Origin of the sequence: Paenibacillus sp. V4I7, from assembly GCF_030817275.1 — a bacterium.
Classification (GTDB): domain Bacteria; phylum Bacillota; class Bacilli; order Paenibacillales; family NBRC-103111; genus Paenibacillus_E.
This window is the reverse complement of the sequence record NZ_JAUSZD010000002.1, coordinates 2,716,444-2,729,410: the sequence shown is the minus strand read 5'-3', so window position 1 is coordinate 2,729,410 and position 12,967 is coordinate 2,716,444. Positions and strand designations below refer to the sequence as shown.

Here is a 12,967-nt window from a genome sequence, read left to right as displayed (position 1 = left end):
AAGAATTTATATAAGCTGATTGCTGTGGTTTAGAACTCCTCTAGCTCCAACCGATACCTTCCTCCGTTTCTGGCATCCCTGGCAGAATGAGTCCGCCATCGACGCGAATGGTCGTTCCCGTTATATAGGACGCCTCATCTGAGGTAAGCCATACAGCGGCCTTTCCTATATCTTCCGGTGTACCAGGACGTTCCAGAGGAATTCGCTGACCGAACTTGCGATAATAGTCACTTCGATTGTCATTTGTTTGAATTGCCCCTGGAGCAATGCAGTTCACGCGGATCCCATATGGCGCCAAATCCAGTGCAATCGAAGCTGTTACTCGAGTCAGCGCCGCCTTGACACCGCCGTATACAGCATCTCCCGGATAAGCCCTCTCTCCCCGAGTTGAGGTGATATTGAGTATGCTTCCACGGACCCCATGTTCGATCATATGACTAGACACCGACTGCATAAGAAGTAATGGAGCGCGTAAATCGAGGTGGAGTAATCGATTGATTTTTTCTAGCTCCATATTGGCCGCATTCTGAAAAATCGTAACACCGGCATTATTAACGAGAACGTCGAGATGACCCAGCGTTCGAATGGCTTCCTTCGCTAATTTAAGAGGCTCCTCCTCCTCCTCTAAGTTCCCTTCAAATACAACGCATTGGCGGTTTAGTTGGTTTTCAATCTCCCTTGCCGTGAGATGAGCGTTATCTGCATCCTTCCAATGACAGATCGCGATATCATAACCCCTGGTTGCCATGGCCAGCGCAATCCCGCGACCGATTCCACGACTTCCCCCTGTAACGAGTGCTGTTTTCCCGCTCATCCGCCCGTCCCTCCATCCATATGGCGCTCGAAAAAATCAAACTGCCTTACCCAACGAATCGTTTGACCCGAATGCGCGGCAATCTCCATAAATACCTCCGGCGAGATCACATGAGCGTCCCCCCAAAGCGCGATGAATGCAGGGGAAAAATCAACGGATTCACGCATCCCTACACCGGACTTATGCGTCAATTCCCATTGCAAGCCTGGAGGAAAAGGTCCGCTTAAGCGTGAGTAAAACGGTTGTTCCGGCGTATAAGCCCAGGTCATATGCCCATCTTTGAAATCAAATAGAGAACTAGGCTCGCTGGGGAACGTAGGTGTCATTGGCAACTTCAGCCGATAGTCTGGTCCGAGAGGATTTCCGTTTAATGCTACGAAATTATGGCAGTATTCATGCGTTACAATTGTTTTTTCACCCAAATTGACTAACTCGTACGCAATGGAAAGCAAGTTATCTTTCACAGATAAGGTTTTAACGAGCTTTGCCGCGTATCCATTACATGGGTGCGCGTGAACGGTGAACGTCACTTTCGAATCGTCTGCCTTTGTTTCTATGAAGAAAGGTTCAACCATGTACGGACGGGAGAATTTATAGCTCGCTTCATCCGGACGGGTCAAGAGACCGACACCCAGCTTCGGGAACCGCCCTCCTGGAAGCGTTTCCTCGTAACCAATCGGCTGAAAAATGCCAAATTCATTGCAGAGTCCAGAACCACCCGTTCCCTCACCTGGCGTCAACGATTCATCCTCACAAAAAGTGTGGCGATTGTGCAACGTAATGCTAGAGACCCAACCGGTCCAATCAAATCTCGAACCGTTGTAATTGGTACCTGGCTTTCGAACTGTGACCTCCAGACTATGGGAGCGCAGCACGATCGGTGCAACTTCTACCATATCGCGTTTAACTTCCAGATCGCCAAGGATTCAAACTGGATGCATCCTTCCTCGGCAAAAACGCTGATTCCTAAGCTTTGCGGATCTGGGTAAATACGGAAGGAAGCCGTCGTTTGACCGTCATTCGCGAATAACTCCAAAGAGGAACGATCCAGGAATATTTGCAGCTTCAGTTTTCCATTCGCCGCCGGCATCGCCTGAATAACTCTTATGCCCCCGTCTACAATACCCGATCTCGTTCGATCCACGATCAGTTCGCCGTTCATCAGACAGCAGGTAATAACAGTCTCTTGTGAGCTATCTGCAGAACGCCGCAACCGAAATCCGAAGCGATTGGCATCGCTTTCATTTATATGTATAATGGCTTCTATTTCAAGACAATCTCCCTTGACCTCATCGAGCAGATCCGTTTGCTCAGGCGACAAGCGGAAGGCACCAAATTGTTGCTCGTTGCTCCGAAGCTGCTGAAGCTCTGGCGCTGGCGTGAATGCAAGCTTTCCATTCCCGTCAAGTGTAACGACACGCGGAATGGTCATAGCCCCCGTCCATCCGTAGGCTTGTGTCGGCATCGGATTCCACCACATATCCATCCAACCGAACAGGATAACTCTACCGAGGCCGTCAATCAATGTCTGAGGTGCATAAAAGTCAGGACCGAGATCTATATCCCCATCTGAAACTAGGGTAAATCTTCCCGTCTCATAATCCATTTGGCCAATCATGTAAATATTGGTGCGGATATCCCGCTCTGTTGGCGACACTGCTGGGGAAGCAAGAAGTACATCCACTCCGTCCAATCGGAAGAAATCCGGGCAGTTCCAAATTCTCCCTTGTCCATCAAGGCCGTTGGCCATTACGCTGACATAAGTCCAAGCCGTCAGATCGTCTGACTTGTATAAGAGTGCATTCGCACGCCCATCCTTTCCTGAACCGACAGCCATATACCAGACATCCTCATGCATCCATACCTTTGGATCTCGGAAATCCTTTGAACCCTCCTCGGGAAACTTATCGATAACTGGATTGCCAACATATTTCCGAAAATAAATACCGTCTTCACTGGAGGCGACGCATTGCACTTGTACTTTATCCGGGCCATTCACATTACCGGTATAAATAATTGTCATCGTTCCATTGTTATCAACCGCACTGCCTGAGAAACATCCGTTTCTTTCGAATTCTTCGGTGGGTGCAAGAGCGATAGGCAAATGCTCCCAATGAATAAGATCTCGGCTTTTTGCATGCCCCCAATGCTTCAAACCATTTTGAGCACTAAATGGATGAATTTGATAGAACAAGTGGTATTCCTTACGAAAATAAATCATTCCGTTGGGGTCATTTATCCAGCAGGATGGCGAAATAAAGTGATAGGCCAGCCGGTGCGGATCGTGGGATACCCCTACAGCTAGCAAATCGATTGATTCCTGCGCTTTTCGGATCGCTTCCAGGTGACGGGTTTCCAAGTGTTCGGATGTAAGCATCATCAATCTCCTTCCTTTTTTAGAGGGTTTTCGAAAGATTATGAAGGATCTTGGTTGTCGCTTTCATTATAACCTACATAATCCCAAAATTAATAGTGGTATTTTGTTGTTTGTTGATCAAAAATTTGTGGGAATCCGAACGATTCACTTAATGAACCAGAAGAAAAGAAACCACCTCTATTTGTACGCCAGTGTCAAAAACATTGATTATCAGGAACTTTTTCATATTTGTTGAGAATTACGCATACCTGCCCGTTAACGTAAGAGGCTGCCAATCAAGCTGGCAGCCTCGTCCTGTGTTTATATGATTTATATTCCCCTATTACTTCCCGCTCGCGGGCTCTACCAGGCGGTGCTTGTACCACCGCTCCCCGCGATAACGCCACAGGAAGATTGCACCGCGAACGCCCCACTCCAATTGCATAGCCGCCCACACCCCGAATACCCCGTAGTTTAGCGTGATACCAAACACATAACCGAGCACAACCCGGAACAGCCACATGGTCAGCATCGAAGCGATGGAGGTGAAACGAGAATCCCCCGCTGCACGCAACGCGCCCGGTAGCAGAAAACTGATCGGCCATAGAGGGATTTGGGCTAAAATATTTACCAGCATAATGAGATACAGATCATCCATGATTTCGACCGGTGGGCGGAACAGACTAACCAGAGGCTTAAAGAACGGGATCAAAATAAGCCCCGTCACCACAAGGGAGCCAGACGCCAGCCACAGAAACGACCTCGTAAATTTGCGGGCATCCTGAATATTCCCCCTCCCTATGCATTGCCCTACCACCGTGACTAGTGCTGTAGACAATGCGATGGCGGGGATTTGTAAAAGCATAGCGAGTACGGAACTGATGGCGTTAGTTGCAATCGCATAAGTGCCTAGACTGACGATGTAGATTTGGGTTAACATTTTTCCCCCGTTAAAGAACAACTGCTCCGCAGCGAACGGCAGCCCGATGAACATGATTTTCTTAAACATGGAAAAATTCCAGTCCATCAAATCCTTAAGGCGAATTCGCAGGCTGGCATCCATACGGAGCAGGTAGTACAATGCGCATACCGCTGCCAAATAACGGGAAATATTCAAAGCCACGCTCAAACCTAGTACTCCCATTTCCAAAAAATGAACGAACAAGACGTTCAGCAATACGTAAGAAAGGTTCAGGATTAGGGACAACGCCAATGTCACTCTAGTCCTTCCAATCCCCCTCAGCGCTCCGCTGACTCCTTCCTTGAACGCGATTCCGAGGTAAGATACAGCGCTTCCTACCATGTAAGTGCCGGCATGGTCGAACACCTCCGGATCCGCCGTTCCAAAGAGAAATTTCAGGATCGGATGATAAAATAGGAGGACGACCAGGCTGAGCGTTACCGCAACCAAAGTCACCGCGGAAAGCGAAGCTGCCGCCGCCTTGGATACCATCTTTTCATTCCCGCTGCCCTTGTACTGCGCCACAACCACCGTGCCTCCGGTCGCCAAGGCGACGAAGACATTAACCAGGAAGAGATTGAACGAATCGACCATACTTACCGCGCTGATCGCCGCCACCCCTGACGAACTGATCATCGCGGTATTCACCAAACTTATGCCGACTAGGAACGCTTGGTCGATGAGGATCGGAAGAAGCAGCGATATGACCTGTCGGTAATCAATAGATTCCCCTGAAAGATATTTGTTCAAAATAGCATGGCATCGAGCCTTATAACGAAACGGAATCATACTAGGTTCACTTCCCATCCGAGAACGTCCGAAGTCGCCGCAACTGCGGGAACAAGTACAACCAATGGTTCACTATAGATCAAACCACTTTCTTGAGTTCTCGTTCCCCATTAGATTGAAATCATACCAAGCAATATTCAACAGTTAACCCCGCTATCCTGCCCGGTCGTAGTTGAATAGCAAAAAAAGGACCACAGCACGGGCTGAGGGCCTAAGTTTTATATTTCTGTCTTGTATTTCACCACTATCATGATATTCCCATCGGAAGCATTCAACAGTAGAGCTTAATGATTTGATAAATTGTGTCAAGCTTCCAATACAAAAGATTGGGCTTTCTCCCGGTATATCCGGCTAACGCATCCCTCCAGATAAGCTGAAACAATGAAAAGAAGACCCGTAAACGACCGGATCTCCTTTCATTTACATCTTGATTCTCGTGGGCAACTGCTTCGCTATACGACAACCTAGGCGTCGATCATGCTTTGCTGAATTACCCCTGAGGTGCTGAGCGGCTAAGCCAATCATGGAAACGTGTCGTAGTGATGCGTGCGTTGCTATCGCTCGGAACGAGAGATTGATCATTCACCTCTACTGATCCGAAGTAGAGCGCGTTGGCGTCTGTGACAACCTGACGTGGGTCTTGATTTGCGCTCAAGTATTGTCGAACAAGTTCGTCAAGACGAATCTGATCTGGACCAGCTACCTCGACAATTCCATTCACTGGCGCCCCAAGTGTGAAATCGACCAACGCGGCTGCAACATCATCCGAAACCATAGGCTGCGTAAGGGCAGAAGGTAAACGAACGGTTTCCCCTTCAGTAGCCACATAGGCGATGCTGCCGACGAACTCGAAGAATTGCGTCGCGCGGACGATCGTATAAGGAACCTTGGAAGTCTTGATTAGCTCTTCTTGGGCCATTTTCGCGCGGAAATAACCACTTTGGAGAAGTCGGTCGGTACCAACGACCGACAGCGCAACGTGATGACTTACTCCAGCGATTGCTTCAGCAGCAAGAAGGTTCTTATTTGAAGTCACGAAGAACTCCATAACTGCCTCGTCCTCAAACGAAGGCGAGTTTGTCACGTCGACGACAACCTGAGCGCCGCTAAGCGCTTCAGCGAGTCCCTCGCCAGTGATCGTGTTGATGCCTAAGGAAGGTGATGCCGCCACTGCCTCATGGCCAAGCACACGAAGGTTTTTTACAAGTTTTGATCCAATGAGTCCACTTCCACCAATAACTACAATTTTCATATTAATTCCTCCTAGATTTGTAACTGATTAGCTCAGGCCAGCTTTCGTCAATCCAAACGCTGCGTCAGCCGAACCCGGCACAGTCTTGAAGGCTACGTTAATGCGATTCCATGCATTAATCGCCATTACTGAGAAAGTCAGATCTGAGATTTCTTTTTCAGACAACTGTCCTCGAACGCGGTCATACAATTCGTCGGGCACACCTTGCTCAGGCAGTTTGGTCAGGATCTCGGTCCATGCCAGCGCAGCCCGTTCTCGTGGAACAAACAACGTCGATTCCCGCCAAATCGAAATGTGATAGAGGCGAAGCTCGCTCTCACCGTGGATTTTTGCTTGCTTGACGTGCATATCCAGACAGAACCCGCACCCATTCATTTGCGAAGCTCTAATGTGAACGAGATCGAGGATCTTCTCTTCAATTGCACTTTCCTTCTCGGCGTTGCTGAATTCCATCATTTTTTTGAAAAGCTCTGGTGATTGCTGCATATAGTTTAATCGTTGTGTCATAACTGTGTACCTCCTATTTTTTTGACACTAATAAGGCAATTGGCGACTTCAATGTGTGACATAAAACGTTTCTTTTTATTTTTACCCGGAACTTAGCTTGCGTGGCAAGACACGCGAACTGTACTTTGCTTTGTAACTAATTAGCTCAGACCAGCTTTCGTCAATCCAAACGCTGCATCAGCCGAACCCGGTACAGTCTTGAAGGCTACGTTGATGCGATTCCATGCATTAATCGCCATAACTGAGAAAGTTAGATCAGAGATTTCTTTTTCAGAGAACTGTCCTCGAACACGGTCATACAATTCGTCGGGCACACCTTGCTCAGGCAGTTTGGTCAGGATCTCGGTCCATGCCAGCGCAGCCCGTTCTCGTGGAACAAACAACGTCGATTCCCGCCAAATCGAAATGTGATAGAGGCGAAGCTCGCTCTCACCGTGGATTTTTGCTTGCTTGACGTGCATATCCAGACAGAACCCGCACCCATTCATTTGTGAAGCTCTAATGTGAACGAGATCGAGGATCTTCTCTTCAATTGCACTTTCCTTCTCGGCGTTGCTGAATTCCATCATTTTTTTGAAAAGCTCTGGTGATTGCTGCATATAGTTTAATCGTTGTGTCATAACTGTGTACCTCCTATTTTTTTTGACACTAATAAGACAATTGGCGACTTCAATGTGTGACATAGAAACCTAAAATAATCATTCAATCGGAACCCCAGAGAAATATATCAAAGCGATTACTGCATCCAAAAGCCAAATTAGCAAGCAAGAAGTACAAAATGGTTGAATGGCAACGTTGCCAGTCTCTCCAAACTCTCCAATGCCACACCACAACTAAAAATGAAAATCACACAACATCTTTTCATTATTTAACAAATCGATCTGAACAATTCAAATGTATAAAAAACTGACCAAACCTCTAACAAAATGTCAGAGTTGGGTCAGCTTTTATGGATTGACTATTGGATTGACTTATACACTTTGTAATGCTTGATGAACTTCCTGAACGATAGATAATGCTACACTTCGTTTCACCGCGGTAACTTCGCGCAAGCCTTGATAATGCTTATCAAAGAGGGCTTCCATCTGCATAATTTTCTCATCCAGGTATGTTTTGCGTTGTTCATCACTATCAAAGCAATCCTCTGAAGCAACTGTGCGCCCTCAGGTACAAGAGTATGATCGGTAGCGGAAACGTCGCTGATAAATATCGTCCATCTCATCGCTTGCTACAACTAAGAGTCCGTTTCTTATCAGCTTCTTTTACCTTCGTCTACATTATCATTCCCTTTGATTTAATGGAGTATAGGCAGTATACACCAACGCCGTAAAACGTCGAGTCTCAATTAAGCTGGTTTACTTAGTCCCAGCGAGTTCTATGGAATTCAGTTTAAGTGCTGTAATTTATCGGGATTCACTATAATGTAAATTCGTTGAATGGTCATCGTTTGGGCATCCCATTCAAAACAAATGACCCCGGTTGGAATACCATCTTTGGTTAACAATATTCCTGGTTGATCATTGACCTCGACCAACTGTGCCTTAGATTCGGGAAATCGAGTTGACGAAAGGGCGTTCAAAATGGTGAGCACTCGTTCTCTACTATATATAGGATGGATTGCGGCGGACACTTTTCCTCCACCGTCGGCAATCAATATGACATCCTCTGTTAACATGTCCACCACTGATTGAATGTTACCATTCGAAAGAGCAGAAATGAAACGAGTCACCAATTCATTTTCTTGCAGAAGATGCGTTGATAGCACATCATTTTTTTCTGAGGATAAATCTACTTTTTTCTTGACACGACTGAATATTTTACGGCAATTGACTTCTGACTTGTTAACCATTTCTCCAATTTCACTATGTTCATAGGCAAAGACTTCTCTTAAGATAAACACAGCTCGTTCCAACGGCGTAAGTTTCTCCATAAGAATAAGAAAAGCATAAGATATCGTATCATGACGCTCAACGCTATCTAACGGACTACGATCGTTGAATCGCACTGTGGGTTCTGGAAGCCAATTACCTACGTAACTTATTCTTTTTTTTCGTGCAGATTTTAATTCGTTCAGACAACGATTGATCATCATTTTGCTCAAGTACGATTTGATATTATTAATGTTGTCATTTAGATATCCATGTATACTTATAAACAAATCTTGAACCATGTCCTCTGCATCTGATTTAGAACCAAGCATACGGTAAGCAATTGAAAATAAATGAGGCTTGTAGGTTTTATACAAATCTTCAATGTTATTAAATGATGGATCAATTGTATAACTTTGCATAATATCCACCTTTCTATCATTCGAAAAATCTCGCACATATCTACTTATTATTAAACAAATCGAAATGATCCATTCCATTAAATAATTAATTTAGGTAAAATAAGCACTTTCGGATTTTGTTTGTAAATTATTATGTAATTTCATTGTTGTTTCCTTCATTTTTTTGGTTTTGTCACTGATAAGACAATTGGCGATGCCAATGTGTGACATAAATCTCAATAAATCTTGAAGAGACGTGTCCCGTGATCCAATATACAAATGAAATTATTCAACGCGTGTTGATTATTTGTCATTCGTTGATAGCGACAAATACGATTTACTAGATAAATGCATTGATGACCATTTGAGCAGCCTGATCACTTTTTGTAGTATAAATGAAGAAAATCGGGGAATAACAAAGCTAACCAGTGAACTTAAGCCAGTATTTGTTTATTTCGAGGAAACTAACTGTTCTTCACCGCCAACTGAATGCCCAATTTGTGGCCTCGGCTTCGTTGGTATCGAAGAGTTGTAGATCCGGCATAAAATGCCGCATTCCCCTGAGTATATGGCGGAGCAGCTTAGGAGATTGATTGAGAGAAATGATATCTATCCAGTGAACAAATAGAAAGTCTGCCCTCCGTAAATCGATGACAGCCAAATAAAAAATGCAGTCCATTCTCCGATTGGAGTTTGGGCTGCATTTGTTTGTCTTGTTCACATCAGCGGATGGCGAATCGTCGCTTTGCATCCTCCATGTTCCCTCTTGGTCAACGACACCCCATACTTGGTGCCAAAGCGAATATTCAGCCTGCGATTGACATTATATAGTCCAACCCCCCCAGTCTGCCCTGAAGGCAGATCTGGACTGCTCATTCGAGCTTGCCATTCTTCCGAGCACCCAGGTCCGTTATCCTCCACTGTGCAAACCAGCTCATCGCCTTCGATAAAAACGCGGACGAGAATTTTCCCCTGTCCAGTCGGCAGCTTATTGACCCCATGCCGCACAGAATTCTCTACAAGCGGTTGGATAATTAATTTCAATATCGGCACATTCAAGACACGAGGCTGAACATTCATGATGACTTGAAACGTATCGTGGTTTCGCAATGACTCAATACTCAGATAGCTTTTGACGTGCTCAACTTCCCGCTCGACTGTCGTGAACTCTTCACCGTTATTAATACTGTATCGAATTAAATTGCTTAACGAGGTGACCATTTCCGCAATCGTTACTTCCTTCACGTGATCTGCTCTCCATTTAATCGCGTCGAGCGTATTGTAAAGGAAATGTGGGTTAATCTGATGAATCAACATTTGCATTTCCGTTCGAGACTTCTCGGACTCCATCTGTTTCGTTGTAACGAGCAGTTCCTCTAGGCTGAAAATTAAGGAATTGTACCCTCGTGCCAGCTGACCGATTTCATCGTTGCGTTCTCCATACCTCTCGCTTGGTACTAGCTGTCCCAACTGCGCCTTTTTCATTTGACCGACTACATATTTAATCGGGGAAATAAAACCGTTTGTAATCAGAGCGAGCAGCATCGAAATCAAACCAATACTTACCAGAACGAGCAGTATGGAGAAACGTTTGATCGTCTCCACTGGGCCAATCAAATCCTTCTCAGGGATGGCGGCGACTAGTTTCCATGGTGCATTGGATAGTGGAATATCGGATATGAACATATCTTTTTTCTGGGAAAGTTCCCGATCCGAGCCTGTGTACAAAACGGTTCCGAGATCGTCATCAACGATGTAATGCTGAAAGTTTGGGTATTCCGCTGGCGACAGAAGCTGCTGGTTCACTAATGCTGCCGGAAAGCTCAATTGGATTACCGCCAGAGGCCTTAGATCGGACATCTGCCGAATCATTCTTGCGAAAACGAACGTATCGTTCTGGAAATACCAAAAGCCCCTGCCCTTTAGTCGAATCGCTTTTTGTATCCACTCCGAGTCGGGCGATTTCACTCCTGATTGAATCAGTAAAGAATACGTTTTGTACCTCTCTACATCTGGTGGGTAAATAGACAGCTCATAATTTCCCTTTAATTCATTCATTAACGAGAGTGATCTGCTTAAGAACAAGCGATCCTCAATTTGATTATCAAGCACCTCCAGTTTCTGAGAGGCGATAATCGATTCAGAATGGAGCTCCGTCTGCCAGAAGAATTGCTCGATACGCATTCGATTCTGCTGCAAATTTTCCGTGAGCAAGGCTGATGTAATATGCTCGATTTGTTCGCTGGATTTGTCAAAGTACCACACTCCAAGAATCGCAACCGGCACCGAAACGGACAAAAACAGGAGAATGAACATTTTGACAAATAAGGTGAGATTCCTGATTCTAAACGCTTTCATTTGCCTGATCTAAACTCCTTTGGAGTCATATTCGTTCTCTTCTTGAACAGCTTACCGAAATATTGGATCTCCTGATAACCGATCATTTCAACAATTTCATAAATTTTCAAATGTGTGCTGCGCAGCAAATGCTTCGCTCGTTCGATGCGGATTTCGGTTAAGTAATCCAGAAAATTTTGTCCCGTTTCTTTCTTGAACAGCCTGCTCAGCCATACCGGGTGAATACTCAACTCATCAGCTACGCTCTGAAGGGTAATGGCTTTTCCGTACTTCTCATCGATGATCTGCTTCGCTTTATCAATGATGAAATTCGGCAAGCTAGGATGCTGCTGCTCAGCTACGAGCTTCATCAGTTCGTAAAGATGATCCCGCAGAAGCCGCTTTAAATCATCCACTGTCGGGCAGCGCTCCGCCTTTTCCCAAAGTTCCAGCGTAAAATGGCTGATTTCCATTTCAATCTTCTCTGCAAGATAGGAATGAATTTCCAGGATCCATTCAAAGCATTTGAGCGTCAAATCGCCAGTCTTGTTCACATCCCTGTCTAGCATGAAGTGATGGATGGTTTCCTCCATATACCGGTTGATTAGCTCCGTGTCCCCTTCCAGCACCCCTTCAGCCACCCATTCACTGATAGGTCCTCCATCTTCATAACCGATCCGATCTGTGATATCCGCATAACTGGCGATCCCTCGACTGCTGTTTAATAAGGCAACCTTGAGCGCCTTGCGCGCTTGCTCATAAGCTTCCGAAATGGCTTGAAAAGAGTGCATGCGATTGCTAATTCCAATAGCGGGACTGATATATTGATATTTCAATACCCGTTCATGGATCTCTTCAGCAACCGACTGCTCATGTTCCCATGCAGTAAGGATGACCCAATCATGGTGAATACTGCGGATCATTACGGATGGATGGTAGTTCTTCAACACTTCCTCTGCTATATTGCCAATGGCAAAGAGGTCTAGATTTATATCCTTATCTTCCCTGCCTCTTATATCCTCCCTGTTTATACTTAAAGAAATAGAAACGTAGGACTGTGTCTCCAACCATTGCAAGTTCCACACCTGAAGACGATGATGAATATGCTCCTGCAGCGAAGTCTTTTGCATACACAGCCCCAAAACGAACTTTTCCTTAAGCGCTTCCGTGCCAAGACGTGCGAAGACGGTTTGATTCTTCAGCCGTTCCTGACTAACGAGCTCACGCTGAACCATTTCATATACAAGACTGATTTTTTCGGTAAGTTCCTCTTTAGGTGACGGTTTGAGGATATAATCGACCGCTCCCAATTGAATACTGCGCTGGGCGTACATAAAATTACTGTAGCTGCTGATTACGATCACTTTTGGCAAATAGTCGAACGCTTTTACCGATTCCAACATATCCAAACCTGTCATTTCAGGAAGCAAAATATCCGTCAAAATGATTTCCGGCCTGTATTTTTCGATTAGTAGGAGTGCTTCCTCTGCGGTAGTTACAGCGAAGACTTGGTTAAAAAGCAGCCCACTGTGTTCGATGACCTCTTGAATTCCCCTTAAAATGTCGACCTCGTCCTCTACAACAATGATATTCATGTGATCACCCCCTCAACAATTATAACCTAAGATGCCATGAGCCAGAACACCTATCCGCAAGAAGAAGACCTATATAGCAAGCTACAG

The 12,967-nt window shown here is 45.4% G+C and carries 10 protein-coding genes; all 10 read right to left on the bottom strand.

What is annotated here, in order from left to right; genetic code table 11:
* Positions 1 to 40: 40 nt before the first annotated feature.
* The 10 genes from QFZ80_RS13580 to QFZ80_RS13535 all read right to left on the bottom strand — a co-directional run bounded on the left by QFZ80_RS13580 (position 41) and on the right by QFZ80_RS13535 (position 12,880).
* Positions 41 to 814, bottom strand: a complete 774-nt coding sequence (locus QFZ80_RS13580; protein WP_307559361.1) for an SDR family NAD(P)-dependent oxidoreductase — start codon at positions 812 to 814, stop codon at positions 41 to 43.
* Positions 811 to 1,710 carry a hypothetical protein gene (locus QFZ80_RS13575; protein ID WP_307559359.1) on the bottom strand — a complete coding sequence of 300 codons (900 nt, stop codon included), beginning with the start codon at positions 1,708 to 1,710 and terminating at the stop codon, positions 811 to 813. Before QFZ80_RS13575 ends, QFZ80_RS13580 begins: the two co-directional genes overlap by 4 nt.
* Positions 1,704 to 3,194 carry a glycoside hydrolase family 32 protein gene (locus QFZ80_RS13570; RefSeq protein ID WP_307559357.1) on the bottom strand — a complete coding sequence of 497 codons (1,491 nt, stop codon included), beginning with the start codon at positions 3,192 to 3,194 and terminating at the stop codon, positions 1,704 to 1,706. The genes QFZ80_RS13575 and QFZ80_RS13570 overlap by 7 nt, the downstream gene beginning before the upstream one ends.
* A 319-nt stretch (positions 3,195 to 3,513) precedes the next feature.
* Positions 3,514 to 4,920, bottom strand: a complete 1,407-nt coding sequence (locus QFZ80_RS13565) for an MATE family efflux transporter (protein ID WP_373460399.1) — start codon at positions 4,918 to 4,920, stop codon at positions 3,514 to 3,516.
* 490 nt (positions 4,921 to 5,410) lie between these two features.
* Positions 5,411 to 6,172 (bottom strand): SDR family oxidoreductase, encoded by a 762-nt coding sequence (locus QFZ80_RS13560; RefSeq protein ID WP_307546152.1) that lies wholly within the window; start codon positions 6,170 to 6,172, stop codon positions 5,411 to 5,413.
* A 27-nt stretch (positions 6,173 to 6,199) separates the two neighbouring features.
* Entirely contained in the window at positions 6,200 to 6,679 is a 480-nt protein-coding gene (locus QFZ80_RS13555; protein ID WP_307546153.1) for a carboxymuconolactone decarboxylase family protein, read from the bottom strand.
* 140 nt (positions 6,680 to 6,819) lie between these two features.
* Complete coding sequence (locus tag QFZ80_RS13550) at positions 6,820 to 7,299, bottom strand: carboxymuconolactone decarboxylase family protein (protein WP_307546154.1); 480 nt, start codon at positions 7,297 to 7,299, stop codon at positions 6,820 to 6,822.
* Between the two features lie 764 nt (positions 7,300 to 8,063).
* The gene (locus QFZ80_RS13545) at positions 8,064 to 8,969 is read right to left on the bottom strand and encodes an RNA polymerase sigma-70 factor (protein ID WP_307559353.1); all 906 of its coding nucleotides are present in this window, start codon (positions 8,967 to 8,969) and stop codon (positions 8,064 to 8,066) included.
* A 696-nt stretch (positions 8,970 to 9,665) separates the two neighbouring features.
* Positions 9,666 to 11,306 carry a sensor histidine kinase gene (locus QFZ80_RS13540; protein WP_307559350.1) on the bottom strand — a complete coding sequence of 547 codons (1,641 nt, stop codon included), beginning with the start codon at positions 11,304 to 11,306 and terminating at the stop codon, positions 9,666 to 9,668.
* Complete coding sequence (locus tag QFZ80_RS13535; RefSeq protein ID WP_307559348.1) at positions 11,303 to 12,880, bottom strand: response regulator; 1,578 nt, start codon at positions 12,878 to 12,880, stop codon at positions 11,303 to 11,305. Before QFZ80_RS13535 ends, QFZ80_RS13540 begins: the two co-directional genes overlap by 4 nt.
* Between the last annotated feature and the right edge of the window lie 87 nt (positions 12,881 to 12,967).